The organism is Deltaproteobacteria bacterium (assembly GCA_026388415.1).
Lineage (GTDB): Bacteria > Desulfobacterota > Syntrophia > Syntrophales > JACQWR01 > JAPLJV01.
In genome coordinates, this window is the sequence record JAPLJV010000054.1 from 36,935 (window position 1) to 51,698 (window position 14,764).

Consider the following 14,764-nt stretch of genomic DNA (forward strand, 5'->3'; position numbering starts at 1 on the left):
CCCCGCTAACCGGGATAAGTAAGTTAACGAAATTATTTCTTGCCGGAAAAACGCAAGAAATAATTTCTAACTTACTAACCTGCCTTCTTATAAAGCGGCGAGATGGAACGCAGCTTCTCCGCTATCCCCGGCAGCTCCGCCAGCACCTGATCAATATCTTCTGCCGAGGTGTGTCTCCCCAGCGAAAACCGCAGGGCGCCGTGGGCAAACTCCGGGGCAAGGCCAATCGCCTTCAGCACGTGGGATGGCTCCGCGCTGCCGGACGAACAGGCTGACCCGGAGGAGCAGGCAATACCGCTCATATCGAGTCTCAGGATCATCGCTTCGCCTTCAATATATTGCACGCAGACATTGGCGTTGTTCGGCAGGCGCTGCGCAGGATGGCCATTCAGACGGGTATACTCTATCCCCGTCAGGATACCCTGGATAAATCTGTCCCGCAGGCGGCTGATTCTTGCCATCTCCTCGGGCAAGCCCTTCTCTGCCAGCTCCACCGCCTTTCCCAAACCGACGATGCCCGGCACATTATGCGTTGCGGCCCGCCGCCCTCGTTCCTGCTCTCCCCCATGCATAAAAGGATTGATCTTGACACCCTTTCTTATATAGAGAATGCCCGTTCCCTTGGGTCCGCACAATTTATGGGCCGAGGCGCTCAACAGCGATACACCGAGGTCATCCACGTTAATCGGGAGATGCCCGAAGGTCTGGACCGCATCGGTATGCAACGTAATTTCCCTTTCCCGGGCAATCCGGCCGACCTCCTGCAAAGGCTGAATACTGCCAACCTCGTTATTGGCGTGCATCACGGAGATCAAAATCGTTTTTTCCGTAATGGCCTTCTGCACATCCGCCGGGTCCAGGATGCCGAAGCCGTCCACCGGCAGAAAAGTCACGCGGAATCCCTGTTTTTCCAAGTAATGACAGGTCTCCAGGACGGCGTGATGTTCAATTCCCGTTGTAATTATATGATCGCCTTTCTCCCGGAGGGCCGTGGCCACACCTTTTAGCGCATGATTATCGCTTTCCGTGCCCCCGCTCGTAAAAATAATTTCCTCCGGTGACGCTCCGATAAACAGGGCCACCCTGTCCCGCGCCTCTTCTATCGCCCGCTTCGCTTCCTGACCGAAGGAATGCAGACTGGAAGGATTGCCATAAATTTCCGTGAAGTACGGCAGCATCGCTGCTACTACTTCCGGTTCCATGGGCGTGGTGGCGGCATTGTCGAGATATATACGTTTCATGATCCATCCTTATTTTATATGAAAATCCCCCCCATCCCCCCTTTACCAAAGGGGGGGTTAAGGGGGGATTTTCATGTTTCGTTGTGCCCGTGCCGAGCATGGGGGTTATTTAGTTAACTGTGCCGATCAAATATTATGCGCCAGGGTTGCTTCCGCCTTTTCCTGATTCAGTCTGACTAATTGCTCCAGATTAAAGGAACTCAGGGTTTCGTCAATCTTGCCGCCTAAGAAAACCCAGATGTCGCGACTCGCACAAATGGGAACGCGCGGGCAGGTATTGGTATCCTTGACGCAGTCCACCAGGCAAGACTCGCCCTCTAAGGCATCAACGATCTCTTTAATGTTAATCTCCGCCGGCTGGCGGGACAGGGTGTATCCGCCTCGGGCGCCCCGGCTGGCATTTACCAGGCCAACGCCTTTGAGGGATATCGTAATCTGGCTTAAATACTTCTCCGACATGCCCTCACCCCTGGCGATATCCTTCAAATAAACATAGCCTTGGCCATAATTACGTGCTAAAGCGAGCATAAACCGGACACCGTACCGCGATCGCGTCGAAAGCTTCATAATAAAAATCCCTTTTTCAATTACTACTAATGTTAATATGTTGGTAGTAATTAAACTCTGAAAATAATTTTGTCAAGAAAAATTTTTTACCGACCACTGTTTTCATAAATTTTACCGGCTAATGTATGAGGGGGAGCGGTATGTGACTTGCCCTTTGCATTAAGAGTTGATATGATTTACTCGCTTTCTTATTCGTGAGATGGAATTGACCGCTGCATCTGAAGCGCTGAAACTTATAGAAAAGTATTATCCAAAAAACATGATTAAGCCTGCGACGAAAACCCTGATAGAGGAGCTTTTTGATTGAGCTATATACCGACGACCAAGACGGCAATGATTAGGGCTAAAAAACAACAATGGGAAGTGCCGTTTTTCGATTTCGTGGATGATTTCCGGTATTGCCGGAATTTATCTCTGCTTCTTCCCGAACGGTTTGCGCTTGATTCCCCACGCTTGGATGCGTTATTGGCTTCGACTGAAAATATTTGTGCGGTGAGTTGAAGATGACAACACCGGGTTTGTCCTGCGAAGTGCCCGGGTTATCAGAACCCTGGTTTGTCGCGGAGATTGAAAACATCAAGGCGTTTGCCATTGTGCAAAGCCCCGTGTTTTTCAGGAGACGAAATATCTTTGTTTTGGAGAATTTTTTAAGCAGGGTTTAATAAAAAACCCGCATTAAGGGGTGAACATGGAAAGGAACTTGAAGATTGATGGCAAAGCAAAACCTGACTGTTGAACTCAGGCGCCTGTTGAAGAATGCCGAGATCGTGGAGACACCTCTGCCGCTCACGCCGGAAATCCGTCTTTACCTGCTGCGCCATGACTACCGGCAGGAAGACCTGACGGATGAAGAACGGTGCGTGCTCATGGATGAGCCGCCTTTCTGGGCCTTTTGCTGGTCAAGCGGGCAGGTGCTGGCCAGATGGCTCCGCGACTTTGGGGAGGGACTGGCCGGAAAAAGGGTTTTGGATTTTGGCTCCGGATCCGGCATTGCGGCCATCGCCGCTGCCTTATCCGGCGCCCGCGAAGTCATCGCTCTGGACACAGACCCGCTCTCCCGCAGGGCAATCGAGGCCAATGCCGAACTGAACAGTGTAACCGTCACCCCGGCAGCGAATCTGGATTCCCTAAGAGGTGATTTTGATATCCTTCTGGCCGCCGATGTCCTCTATGACCGAAACAACTTGCAACTTCTGGATATCTTTATTGAACGTTCAAAGCTGGTGGTGGTGGCCGATTCAAGGGTCAAGGAACTCCCGGCGCCCTATGCCAAGATTGGCTGCGGAATGGCCATAACCTGCCCAGATCTTGATGAACCAGAGGAATTCCGGCATGTTGCCATCTTTACCGCCGAGCGAATCAGGGAGAGCCACTCACTGTGAATTAATCAGTGGCAGCCCCCTCCCCAATAATTAGAGGACCGGAAAGATGAAATATTTCGATACGGAAGGCGTTATCATCAAGAGCTGGTGCGACAACCCGGAAGGAAATGCCCTTGCACAGGCTAAGAATCTGGCCAACCTGCCGTTCATCTTCAGGCAGGTCTGTCTCATGCCCGACACCCACGAAGGCTACGGGATGCCCATCGGCGGCGTCATTGCCACGAGTGCGGTGGTGATTCCCAATGCCGTCGGCGTTGATATCGGCTGTGGAATGCTGGCGACCGGAACGAACCTGACGGGAATCGCTTTACCGACGCTCAAGAAAATCCTGGGCAAAATCAGGGAAACTGTTCCCGTCGGCTTCGACCACCAGAAAAAAGCCCAGGACGAAAGTTTGATGCCGCAGATGGAAGATCCGGACCTGTATCCGGAGGTGAACCGCCAATACCGCTCCGCGTGCAAGCAGATCGGAACCCTGGGCGGCGGCAACCACTTCATCGAAATCCAGCAAGGATCAGACGACCGTATCTGGTTTATGATCCATTCGGGAAGCCGGAATATCGGGCTCAAGGTGGCCAGCCGCTATAACCAGACGGCCATTGCCTTGAACGAGCGCTGGCATTCCGTTGTCCCGAAGAAATGGGAGCTGGCCTATCTGCCCATGGAAACGGATGAGGCAAAGACATACCTGCGGGAGATGCGTTACTGTCTGGAATTTGCCCTTGCCAATCGCAAACTGATGGCCGACCGGGTGCGAACAGCCTTCCGCGCGGAAATACCGGAGGTGGAATTTGATGAACCCATTAATATTCATCATAATTATGCAGCATTCGAGCATCATTTCGGCAAGAACGTCATCGTCCACCGGAAAGGCGCAACATCGGCGCGGGAGGGAGAGATGGGCATCATCCCCGGCTCCCAGGGAACGGCCAGCTATATTGTCAGAGGGAAGGGAAATCCCGAGAGTTTCATGAGCTGCTCCCACGGCGCCGGCCGTAAAATGGGAAGAAAAGCGGCCATCAGGACCCTCGATCTGGAAGCGGAAAAAAAGATCCTCGACGACAAGGGGATTCTCCATGCCATCCGCGGCAAGCAGGACCTCGAAGAAGCGGCCGGCGCCTATAAGGACATTGATGTGGTGATGGAGGAACAGCAGGATCTCGTGGATATCGTCGCCAGGCTGGAACCCCTGGCGGTGATTAAAGGTTGACCGGGTGATGATGATTTTAGTAACGTAGGGTTAATCAGGAGAAATTATGGATGAATTTAGAGTGCCGGCAAGCGAGATTCTGGCGCGCCGGGAAAAGATCCAGCAGGAAATGCAGAAAAGAGACATTGAAGGGATTCTGGTCGGTCAACAGGTAGATCTGTTTTACTTCACCGGCACCGCACAGAATGGCTGGCTCTACATCCCCGCCGCGGGTGAGCCGCTATTACTCATCAAGAAATACCTGCCGAGGGCTTTAAAGGAATCATCGCTCAAACAGATCTTAGGGGTTGATTCTGTCAAGGAAATCCCGGGGTTGATCGCTGATTATTACGGCCGGCTACCGGGGGTCATGGGTCTCGAATTTGATGTAATGCCCGTCAAGCAATTCCATTTTTACCAGTCCCTCTTTGCCATCCGGAAATTCGTGGATGCCTCGGCCGGTATCCTGAAAACGCGCGCCATCAAATCGGCGTGGGAAATCGAGCAGATGGAAAAGACGGCGGCCTTGTCGCGGGACACCTTTGCCTACGCTCAGGAAACACTGCAACCCGGCTTTACGGAGCTGGAATTTGCCGGAATGATGGAGACCTTTTCCCGCAAGCATGGCCACGGCGCCCAGCTCCGGATCAGGGATTATCAAACCCTGGCCTATCCCGGACATATCCTGAGCGGCAGAAGCGGCGGCATCGTCGGTCTGATAGATTCACCCGCCACGGGAGAAGGAACTTCGGCTGCCTACCCCACTGGGCCGGGGCGCAAACTCTTGGCTGCCGATGAGCCGATCATGATTGACTTCGGGACGGTAGTGAACGGCTATCACATTGACGAAACAAGATTCTTTGCCATCGGTTCCATGCCGGAGCGCGCCAAGCAGGCCTGCCTGGCCGCCATGGAGATACACGATGAAATTTTGGAACGGGCAACGCCGGGCACTGCCGTCTCCGAACTGTTTCAATTCTCCGTTTCCCGGGCGGCAGCTCTGGGTTACGAAGAACAATATCTTGGCCCTCCGGGATACAAGGTTGTCTTCATCGCCCACGGTGTCGGGCTGGAACTCGTGGAACCGCCGTACATCGCTCAAGGACGATCAGATTTGCTTGAAGTCGGCATGACCTTCGCCCTGGAACCAAAGCTGGTTTTCGAAGGAGAATTTGCCGCAGGTATTGAAAGTGTCTTTGTGGTTACGGAAAAGGGAGGCCGCCTGATAAGCAAGACGCCCGTGGAGATATTTATCGTGGACAGATAATCTTCATAAGCTGGCGCACGAAAAAAAACAGGCAGACTGCCTGAACAGTCTGCCTGCAGATACAAATCTGACGCAAAGAAAACTACTTCGGTGGCAGCGGGGTACCGAGAACTGCCGCAAAATTAGCCTCGTTCACCAGCCCGCCTTCGGCAATGAGCTGACGGTTCTTGATGAAATCAATGGTATCCTTGCCCGTGATCTTCTTCGTGTTGAAGGCGCCGAAGCCGAGGAAGGCCTCGCCCATCATGTTGGTGGCCAGCCAGTACCGGTGATCGTTCTTCATGGTATCCCAGTAGGATTTCTTCTTCTGCCTGATACCGTCAATAGACTTCATGACGCAGCCCGGGAAGAGGTTCGCGAAGATCCACACGATCTTGTCCACTTCGGCATCGAGGAGGGAGAAGTCATAGTCGTTATTCTTCAGTTTATCGTTTACCCACGTCCGCGCCTGTTTGGCCTCGTCGCCGGTCTTGTTTTCGCCATATACGATCTCACCGTCTTTTACGTAGGTCTCGGTAATAACCTGCGGGTTCCGTACCCATTTGCCCTTGTCGTCTTTAAGGACCGGCACAACCTTGCTGATCAGGTTCTTCGCCTTCATCTTGTAGGCAGACCACATCTCGCAGGAAACGCAGTTCCACATGGCATCTTCAGCGGAGAGGAACCAGGGGAGAAAATCGGATGAACCGCCCACCGGGGCAGAACCGTGTCTCGGACCTGCCTGGCCGTAAATCGCCAAGTCAGAGGAGATGGCGATATCACAGGCCAGACCGATTTCCTGGCCGCCTGCAACTCTCATCCCGTTGACCCGGCAAATTACGGGTTTCTTGCACATCAGGATGGAGTCCACCATGTTGTTGAAAAGCTCCATATAGGAACCGTATTCTTCGGGCCTCATGCTGTAATATTCGGAGTATTCCTTGGTATTGCCGCCAGTACAGAAGGCGTTGGGTCCCGTACCCGTGAAGATCGTAGCGACCACTTCGCGATCCGTCGAGGAGTTCTCAAAACAGGCGATGACACCCTTTACCATCTCGGTGGTATAGGAGTTGTACTGGGCCGGGTTGTTCAGCGTGATCCAGGACGTAAACAGCCCCGGAACTACGTTACCCTTGGGGTCTTTAAGGGGTTTCTTCTCATAAGTTACGCAGGGCGCCGTTGTTCCCCAGTGGTTAGAGCCGTGCCTGTCGTGATCCTTTTTGCCATGTTCTCTGGGCATCCATTCTAAAGCCATAATTTTTCCTCCTGATAGGTTTTATTTGTACACAAAAAATTACCGTCATTCCGGTTTACGCCGGAATGACGACAGTGATCAAAAATCGGGTGTCAGCACGATCCGCTTGGCAGGTGAGCCGGCCTTGTGGACGTCCGCAAAGGTCTGGGCAATCGTGCTCATGGGCCTCTTCTCCACGAAGGGTTCCATATCTATCTTCTTCGTCAGGATCATATCCAGCACAATGGGATAATACTCGGGCAGACATCCCCAACTGCCGATAATATCGGCGTCAAAGGCCATCAGCCGGCCGATGGCGTACTCCGTCTTGGCCATGCCGAAACCAACTACAATCAGCTTGCCGGTGAAGCCTAAGAGCGCCAGCGCAATCTCCTGCCCTCCCTTGACACCGGTTATCTCGAAGATCTTCCAGCCGAAGTTCGGCAGGTCCTTGCCTTTGCAAAGTTCACGAAATTCCTTGGAAATGGCGTTGGCATCCTTGTCCGTAGAGTTGATAACGAAATCCGCCCCGTATTTCAGTGATCTCTCCAATTTCTCCTTATTGCGTGCGATCCCGATGACGGTCTTCGCCCCCAGGGCCTTCGCCACCTGTCCCATGTACTGACCAACGCCACCGGTAATACCGATTACGATCACGTTGTCGCCGGGCTGCAAGTCAGCTCTCTTAGCCGCCTGATAAGGCGTCGTGGCGGCATCGGCTACGACAGCCAAGTTGGCGAGGGGAATGCTGCCCCTGTTTTTAACTTCGCAGAGATCAACGCTGGGAACCGGGATGTGGCTGGAAAAGCCGCCGTAAACGCCCAGGCTGTTGCCCGGCATCTTCTGAGCCAGGCATCTGTTGCCCCGGCCTGTTTTACAGAGCAAACATTGACGGCAAGGCATAACCGCGGGGATAATAACCTCTTTGCCGATCCACTTTGCGTCACCCGCCACGACCGTGCCCGATATCTCATGGCCCAGTGTCAGGGGAGGTTTCGATACGGTGGGAACGCCGTCGTAAAAATATCCCAGATCCGTGTGGCACACACCACAGCCTGCAACTTCCACCAATACCTCTCCGGCCTTCAACACCGGCACAGGTAACTCCGCTTTTTCGATTTTCCCTGGTGTGACTTCCCCCGTCTCCTTGTTACGCGAGGTTGGTTGGACCATTTGCCAAGTCAAGATTTTGTCCGGTACATTTGCCATATTGTTCCTCCTTTCAAATCAAGATAATTCTATTCTGGCTATGTTATAACTACAAAATGATTAGCTTGTCAATACTTTTTAATGAAAAACTATCTTTTACCATTCACCGCCTTGTAAGCCTGCACAAACCTCCCCACCAGCACCCCCACATCCTGCCGAATCACGTTCAGACTGCCGATATTAGCCAGCCCCGTGATACTGAGCGACCAGGTAGCCGCCAGCGTTTTTACCTGCGGATTGGCCTCCAGCGCAGCTAACTGACGTAATTCCAGTTTGATATCGTAGGCATACCAGTACTTCTCCGTCTCATGAGTATTGACGTTGACACAAAGCGCAGGCCGGCCGGGGATTGCGAGCCAGTCATTGCCCTCCATAACCCGTATCCCGTTTTCCCGCAGCCTCTGCTCCACATCGCGGCGAATCTGCGCGCCGCTCAGCCCGAACTTGGCGGCATACTTCTGCACATTGGGCTGCACCTCCTCCACGACCACTCTAAACCCCGGAATCCCGACCAGCGTCTCCCGGCTGACCTCCGAATCCTCGGCAAACCCCGTTACACAACACAAGGATAACAACAATCCGATTACCAAGAATCCCAATAAATGTTTCCTTATCATCTTCCCTCCCCATCTTCCTTAGCTTAAAGCTTAAATCTGTTTGTCACCCTCCTCATAATGCTTAACATACTTTTTTAGCAAATTCCGCACCTTGCTGTCATTCTGCCGGGATGTTTCCTGCAGCGCCGTTTGAAATTCCGCCAGGATGCCCTCAATCTGTTCCCGATTGTAGCCATTTGGATTGCGGGCCGTGAAGATCTTTTCGTGACGGGTGGCGTCAGTGCCTTCCTCAGCCGTCAGTATCTCTTCGAAGAGCTTTTCCCCCGGCCGCAGTCCCACAACATCAATATCCACATCCTTGTATGGCTCCAGACCGTGGATACGGATCAATCCCTCGGCAAAATCGGTGATTCTGACCGGTTTCCCCATATCCAGCACCATGACCTCACCGCCCCGGCCAATAACCGCCGCCTGCAGAACCAGGGTAACCGCCTCGGGGATCGTCATGAAGTAACGCTTCATATCGCGATGGGTAACAGTCAGGGCCTCGCCATGCCGCAACTGATCCAGAAACATGGGCAGGACGCTCCCCCGGCTGCCCAAAACATTCCCAAACCGCACCGACACAAATTGGGTTCCTCCGCTCGCATTCATCGCCTGACAAATATACTCCGCCACCCGCTTCGTCGCCCCCATGACGCTTGTCGGCCGCACCGCCTTATCCGTTGAAATCATGACGAATTTCTCTACATCATGCGCCGCCGCCGCCTTTGCCAGCTCATAAGTCCCGAAGACGTTGACCTTGACCGCCTCTTTGGGATTGTACTCCATCATGGGGACATGCTTGAGCGCTGCCGCATGGAATACGATCTGCGGCGCCAGCTCCCGGAATATCTCCTCCAACCGTAGCCGATCCCGGATGTCGCCGTTGGCATAATTAATCCGGTCTGCCAGGTGGGGAAAACGCCGCTGCAATCTAATCCCCAGATTGTGCAATTCCGTCTCATCGCTGTCAAAAAGGATCAGGCGGCCCGGCTGGAAGGCGCAGACCTGCATGACGATCTCGGCACCGATTGAGCCGCCGGCGCCCGTAACGAGAACCACCTTCCCTGCGATGAAACCCTCCAGCGCCGACGAATCCACGGTCACCGACTGCCGCCCGATGAGGTCTTCAATGCTGATCTCCTCGAGCCCCTTGACATTCAACTCCGGCTTATTGAAATTGTAGATGCGCGGGATTACCTTGATGTCCAGCACCCGCGATTTCCGCGCCGCCTCGTACAACAGCCGCAGCGCTTTATGGTCCAGGGAGGGAATGGCGATGATGATCGCCTCGATACGTTCCGACGCAATAACGTCCGACAATTGCGCCGTCCTGCCGAACACCTTCAGATTGCGCAGATAGGTGCCCACTTTCATGTCATCGTCGTCTAAGAGCCCCACGGGCCGGTACAAATCGTACCCCTGCCGGGCCATATCCCGCAGGATCATCTCCCCAGCATTACCGGCCCCGATAATCAGGGTGCGCTTCCCCTGCTTCGACATCCCCTTTTCCCGGAAGACTTCCATGTACAGACGCTTGGAAATCCGCAGGCCCGAGACGAGAAACAGGGAAATCACGCTGTCGGCAAAGATCACGCGTTTCGGGAAGTTGGCAATGGTCAGTTCCGGTATGGGCAGATTGGGAAGACTCAGGATGATAAGAACGCAACCGGCCACGAACAGGGCCATCACGATGTGGATCATGTCATAGAGGCCAACATACCGCCAGGTGATCTTGTAAACACGAAAGAACCACAAAAATACGAGTTTCAAGGCCAGGAAATACGGCAGCACCTCAATGATAAGAGCCGGATAGCCGATGTTGACACTGAAATCAAAGTGGAAAAGAAAGGCAATGTATAAAGAAAGATAAAATAAAATTATATCGGACAGAAAAAAGAAGAGAAACTTTTTCCAGGCTGTAGGGTGTAGAAGGCTTTGAATCATTAGTTTTATTCTCCCAAGAGCCATTCAATGACATCCAAAAGCTCTTGCCGAATTTCCCTATTAAATTTCCAACGATCTATCATTCATAGTCCTTGGGCACTCCACAGATCATAACCATAGGCTCCTGTGCAGATGTGTTTTTATACTGATGTTTTTCATCCGGTAGCACCAACACAAAGTCCCCCTTTTTGACAGGTCGCTCTTCACCAGTCTCAGTGATAACAGCCCCGTTACCGTCAATGACATAATTCAAATGTTCAAACGGATGGACATGATAAGGGGTATGTCCTCCTGGCATGATCGTAAAGACGCGAATAGAAACATGCGGCGTACCGTCAGCTTTTGATATAGGCATCTGTTTCCACACATCTTTTGCTCCCTCCATCGCCATCCTTGTTTTTTCCATATCGCCAATTCTAGTGATTTTCATGGTTATCCCCCATATTCATGTCCTGTTTATTCCTATCAACCAATCCCTTCAGCCTTTTCCCTACCTTAAAGAACGGCAGATTCTTTGGTCGCACCTTATATATTTAATGATCTTGATTTATTGCGAATGATATGACTAAGTTGACCGATAAGTCAATAGAAATTGACATTGGGATCAAAGCGCTGATAACAGCGACCAGCCATCACACTGCTATTGATCGGCTTGCGTTACCAAGAACCCAGCCCGGGCGCGCAAAAAACCTTGCGCCGATTAGCTTTTCGTTTATATGAAAATCCCCCCCATCCCCCCTTTACCAAAGGGGGGTTAAGGGGGGATTTTCATGTTTCGTTGTGCCCGCGCCGGGCATGGGTGTTGGTCAAAGGAATTGTTATTTAGGATTTCTCACACCAGGGGTTCCAGATTAAGACTGTTTCCTGTCAGGGCGGCATTCGCGACACGGAGCCGGTTCTCTTCCCCATATACAGCCACTATGCCTGACGCCGCCGCTTCTTCCAGATAGTGGGAAATATCGTCTCCCAGATGCGCTTCCTCCATAGCCAGTATTTTGCGCCTCAGGCTGGATCTTGCCTCGTCGTCCAGGCCGGCAAAATCTCTGATCATCGCTACGTAACCCCGTGTTGACGGATCCATCGGCCTATCCAGCGCGCCTATGGTGCCGATAATGGCTTTTTCCATATCTTCACGAGCAGGTCGGCTGCCAGTCATGAATGTCTGTACGTTACGGTAGACCTGCAGAGTTTCCACGATATGGGGATCACGGTAAGAAAGAAAGGCAAAAAGACCGCTCGCGGGGTCGTACTGACACATGCCCCCGTAAGCGCCGCCCTGGACACGGATATGCTTGTAAAGATAGCCGTTGGACAGCAACCGGGACGCTACGAGCAGTGAAGCGGCCCGGGGGTCGGCGTAACCGGGGGCCTTGAAGGCCTTGGCCACATAAGAGACTTCCGTGGGGATAGCGATACCCAGATTGATGGGAACAAAACAGGAGGGGGCGGCAGGGCGGGCAGTGTAAGGCACGCCGCCTTCTCCCCGGCCCGGCAATTGTGAAAGGAGAGCGGCCGTGGCCTGCGACAATATAGCCAGGCCCTCCTGATCGGCAGTCATGTTCAGCGTCAGTCTCTCGGGGCGGAAAACCAGCTTGCGCAGATGATCAAGCTTTTCCGCCAGGTCATTATGGCCGCCTTTACCTGTCCCGGCGATGCCGTTCATGAAGCCAAGTTGCGTCCGGCCGTGCCACTGTTCATCACGGCAGGCGGGAAGGGAGAGCGCGGCGGCGGCGGTACGTTTGGCAAAAATATGCCCGGAAGGGACTATGGAGGCATGGAGGCCATTCTTTCTTGCCGCAATCAAATCATACATCCGGTCTTGCTGGGAAAGATCTCCGGCAGTGAGGATATCGGTCAAAATTTTCACGGCTTCCTCCACATTGCGGTAAAGGGCCTTGACTTGAAAGATCATCTTTTGCCAGTTTCCGTCCCCGGCGGCGTTGTTAGCGGCTGCCAGGTGGCAGGAGAGGCCGCCGGCCTTCAGGGCGATCCTTTTGGCCATTGCCTCGTAATCCAGCCCCGCCGCCCCCATGCTGGTCGTCAGTTTGCCCAGCAGGGGCAGATAGAGCTGCAAGTCCTCGGGAATGTCGCTCACATCGAAAGCCATATCCAGGTAGGCAATCCCGTTGGTGAAAATGTCGTGCCTCAACACCGGCACGCCTTGCAGCAGGCTTTTTTCGGTAGGGATTTTGTCTGTTTCCCGGGAGAGTTCGCTGATCTTCAGCCGGGGCAGGGTGGCGGCCACCTCCGGGGTATCGGGTTCCGTCTGAAAACGGCGCAGGGCGACTGCATCGGTGCGGATTTTCTCCAATTCCTGAGAAGACAAGGAAGCCTTCAGATCGGCCATCTTTTGCCGGAATGCCGTCTCCCGCTCCTCAAGCAGCGTGCTGCTCGGTTCGAGAATAGACAGCACGCGGTGGCGATTATCAATGAGCCATGATTTTATCATCTCCTGGAAGACAGCCGGATTCTCAGCCCAGCGTTTGCGCACCTGCCGAATAGCCAGGGGGAAGTTAAGCCCAGCCAGCGGATCGCCGCCATAGAGCCAGGTATGGTAGGCCCCGCCCATCAGGATAATCCCGTAAGGCATGGAAGTGCGCGAAATCTCCTTGCCGTGGAATTCCACCTGGTGGATGGTGCCTTCGACAAGTTCCGGGTCGAAGCCGTCGGCGTAAATCTTCTGCAAAGTTTCCATGATCAGTGCCTCGATCAGCGGCGCCTGGTCAGTTTCCGTCCCCCGCAAGCCGACCGCAAAGACCATTTGCTTGAAGTCGGCTTCCAGACCCGTGACCGGCGACAGATCCTCGCCCAAATGAGAATCAATCAACGCCTTGCGCAGCGGCCCGGCTGAACTCCCCACGAGCATGGCGCAGGCGATTTTCAGCAGGAGAGCCGTTTCGATGTCCGTATTTTCCGCCAGCATCCAGGCGCAATTGACGGTTGTCTTGCGGACTGCTGTTTCTTCCTTGCCCAGAGGATAGACGCCTCTCAAGTAATCCGGCTTTTCCCGCTTCTCTTGACTGACGATCAGGGAATCCACGGCGGTCTTGCCAAAGCCGCGAAACATCTCTGCGAGAAACTGCAAATGATCTTCGGTGGTTATATCGCCGTACAAAAAGATACGGGCGTTACTCGGCGAATAGTACGAGCGATGGAAGGCCTTGAACTGTTCATAGGTGAGCGAGGGGATGACCTCGGGATTGCCGCCCGAATCATGAACGTAGGTGTTGTCGGGGAAAAGGCTTTCCTGGATCGCCTTGAACATCAGGGTATCGGGCGAAGAATAGGCCCCCTTCATTTCATTGTAGACAATGCCGGAGATGGTCAGTTCACTTTCCGGATTATCGGGATCGGTAAATTCCAGATGGTGCCCCTCCTGGTAAAAACTTTCCTTCAGGAGCCGGGGCCTCAAGACGAGATCGGTATAGACACGGGCCAGATTAAAGAAATCGTTGCGCACCTGGCTCGCTACGGGATAAATGGTTTTATCGGGATAGGTAAAGGCGTTGATGAAGGTCTGGAGGCTTCCCTTGAGCAACTCGTTGAAGGCATCCTTGAGCGGAAACTTCTCGGACCCGGCCAGTACCGAATGTTCCAGAATGTGCGGAACCCCCGTGGAATCGGTGGGCGGGGTGCGAAAGCCGATGGCGTAGAGATTTTCCGGGTCGTCGCAGTGGAGGTGCAGTACCTTGGCCCCCGTATTAACATGTTCCATTTCATAGGCCGTGACGCGGATATCCTCTATCTGCTCCACCCGCAACACATTAAAGCCGTGCCGCTGCCCACCGGCCGCCATAGTGGGGGGAGGACAATTATTTTTCCGGGTCATTGTGTGCTCCTTAGCAAGTTAGAAATTGTTTCCAACGGAAAACAATTTCGTTAACGCGCGAGCCTCTTGCAAAAAGAGGGATGATTTATTTTTACCAAAAAATGCAAAATAACATATTGTAATTATTGACCTTCAAGGTATTTCCTGGTATAGTTTTGTAACCAGCAAAACGGAACCGAAGAGGATGCCATGAAGGTCGTGGAAAAGGTATCATGGTTGATGGGGCGTGTCCAAGAGAATTTATTCCCCCATCTGAACCAATGCTTGAAGACACCACTTACCGCCCAGGAGGAACGCTTGGTATCTATCCTGGAGATTGTG

The 14,764-nt window shown here is 53.1% G+C and carries 12 protein-coding genes; 3 read left to right on the forward strand and 9 right to left on the reverse strand.

Annotated features, from left to right (window positions below):
- Positions 1–74 precede the first annotated feature (74 nt).
- The 3 genes from nifS to NT140_11215 all read right to left on the reverse strand — a co-directional run bounded on the left by nifS (position 75) and on the right by NT140_11215 (position 2,400).
- Positions 75–1,241: a cysteine desulfurase NifS gene (gene nifS, locus NT140_11205; GenBank protein ID MCX5832431.1), complete on the reverse strand. Its 1,167-nt coding sequence runs from the start codon at positions 1,239–1,241 to the stop codon at positions 75–77.
- 126 nt (positions 1,242–1,367) lie between these two features.
- The gene (locus NT140_11210; protein MCX5832432.1) at positions 1,368–1,808 is read right to left on the reverse strand and encodes an Rrf2 family transcriptional regulator; all 441 of its coding nucleotides are present in this window, start codon (positions 1,806–1,808) and stop codon (positions 1,368–1,370) included.
- 343 nt (positions 1,809–2,151) lie between these two features.
- Positions 2,152–2,400, reverse strand: coding sequence for a hypothetical protein (locus NT140_11215; GenBank protein ID MCX5832433.1), 249 nt, complete (start codon positions 2,398–2,400; stop codon positions 2,152–2,154).
- A 118-nt stretch (positions 2,401–2,518) separates the two neighbouring features.
- Between NT140_11215 and NT140_11220 the strand changes: the two genes are divergently transcribed.
- The 3 genes from NT140_11220 to NT140_11230 are packed head-to-tail and all read left to right on the forward strand — an operon-like array spanning position 2,519 to position 5,646.
- Positions 2,519–3,190: a 50S ribosomal protein L11 methyltransferase gene (locus NT140_11220; protein MCX5832434.1), complete on the forward strand. Its 672-nt coding sequence runs from the start codon at positions 2,519–2,521 to the stop codon at positions 3,188–3,190.
- Positions 3,191–3,236: 46 nt separating this feature from the next.
- A complete protein-coding gene (locus NT140_11225) occupies positions 3,237–4,400 on the forward strand; it encodes an RtcB family protein (protein MCX5832435.1) in 1,164 nt (387 codons plus the stop codon).
- A 46-nt stretch (positions 4,401–4,446) separates the two neighbouring features.
- Positions 4,447–5,646, forward strand: a complete 1,200-nt coding sequence (locus tag NT140_11230; protein ID MCX5832436.1) for a Xaa-Pro peptidase family protein — start codon at positions 4,447–4,449, stop codon at positions 5,644–5,646.
- An 82-nt stretch (positions 5,647–5,728) separates the two neighbouring features.
- On the opposite strand, the gene oah is transcribed toward NT140_11230, so the two are convergent.
- From oah to NT140_11260, 6 genes are all read right to left on the reverse strand, one after another.
- Positions 5,729–6,880: a 6-oxocyclohex-1-ene-1-carbonyl-CoA hydratase gene (gene oah, locus NT140_11235; protein MCX5832437.1), complete on the reverse strand. Its 1,152-nt coding sequence runs from the start codon at positions 6,878–6,880 to the stop codon at positions 5,729–5,731.
- Between the two features lie 78 nt (positions 6,881–6,958).
- Complete coding sequence (gene had, locus NT140_11240) at positions 6,959–8,068, reverse strand: 6-hydroxycyclohex-1-ene-1-carbonyl-CoA dehydrogenase (protein ID MCX5832438.1); 1,110 nt, start codon at positions 8,066–8,068, stop codon at positions 6,959–6,961.
- An 89-nt stretch (positions 8,069–8,157) separates the two neighbouring features.
- Complete coding sequence (locus NT140_11245) at positions 8,158–8,685, reverse strand: hypothetical protein (GenBank protein ID MCX5832439.1); 528 nt, start codon at positions 8,683–8,685, stop codon at positions 8,158–8,160.
- Between the two features lie 30 nt (positions 8,686–8,715).
- Complete coding sequence (locus NT140_11250; protein MCX5832440.1) at positions 8,716–10,614, reverse strand: nucleoside-diphosphate sugar epimerase/dehydratase; 1,899 nt, start codon at positions 10,612–10,614, stop codon at positions 8,716–8,718.
- 79 nt (positions 10,615–10,693) lie between these two features.
- The gene (locus NT140_11255; protein ID MCX5832441.1) at positions 10,694–11,044 is read right to left on the reverse strand and encodes a cupin domain-containing protein; all 351 of its coding nucleotides are present in this window, start codon (positions 11,042–11,044) and stop codon (positions 10,694–10,696) included.
- Between the two features lie 402 nt (positions 11,045–11,446).
- Entirely contained in the window at positions 11,447–14,443 is a 2,997-nt protein-coding gene (locus tag NT140_11260; protein ID MCX5832442.1) for an insulinase family protein, read from the reverse strand.
- Positions 14,444–14,764: the final 321 nt, after the last annotated feature.

What these genes read in the sequence shown, in the direction of transcription:
- had (MCX5832438.1), bottom strand. Translation starts at nt 8,068, where the DNA reads ATGGCAAATGTACCGGACAAAATCTTGACTTGGCAAATGGTCCAACCA.
- NT140_11230 (MCX5832436.1), top strand. Translation starts at nt 4,447, where the DNA reads ATGGATGAATTTAGAGTGCCGGCAAGCGAGATTCTGGCGCGCCGGGAA.
- NT140_11255 (MCX5832441.1), bottom strand. Translation starts at nt 11,044, where the DNA reads ATGAAAATCACTAGAATTGGCGATATGGAAAAAACAAGGATGGCGATG.
- oah (MCX5832437.1), bottom strand. Translation starts at nt 6,880, where the DNA reads ATGGCTTTAGAATGGATGCCCAGAGAACATGGCAAAAAGGATCACGAC.
- NT140_11210 (MCX5832432.1), bottom strand. Translation starts at nt 1,808, where the DNA reads ATGAAGCTTTCGACGCGATCGCGGTACGGTGTCCGGTTTATGCTCGCT.
- NT140_11225 (MCX5832435.1), top strand. Translation starts at nt 3,237, where the DNA reads ATGAAATATTTCGATACGGAAGGCGTTATCATCAAGAGCTGGTGCGAC.
- NT140_11220 (MCX5832434.1), top strand. Translation starts at nt 2,519, where the DNA reads ATGGCAAAGCAAAACCTGACTGTTGAACTCAGGCGCCTGTTGAAGAAT.
- NT140_11260 (MCX5832442.1), bottom strand. Translation starts at nt 14,443, where the DNA reads ATGACCCGGAAAAATAATTGTCCTCCCCCCACTATGGCGGCCGGTGGG.
- nifS (MCX5832431.1), bottom strand. Translation starts at nt 1,241, where the DNA reads ATGAAACGTATATATCTCGACAATGCCGCCACCACGCCCATGGAACCG.
- NT140_11245 (MCX5832439.1), bottom strand. Translation starts at nt 8,685, where the DNA reads ATGATAAGGAAACATTTATTGGGATTCTTGGTAATCGGATTGTTGTTA.
- NT140_11215 (MCX5832433.1), bottom strand. Translation starts at nt 2,400, where the DNA reads ATGGCAAACGCCTTGATGTTTTCAATCTCCGCGACAAACCAGGGTTCT.
- NT140_11250 (MCX5832440.1), bottom strand. Translation starts at nt 10,614, where the DNA reads ATGATTCAAAGCCTTCTACACCCTACAGCCTGGAAAAAGTTTCTCTTC.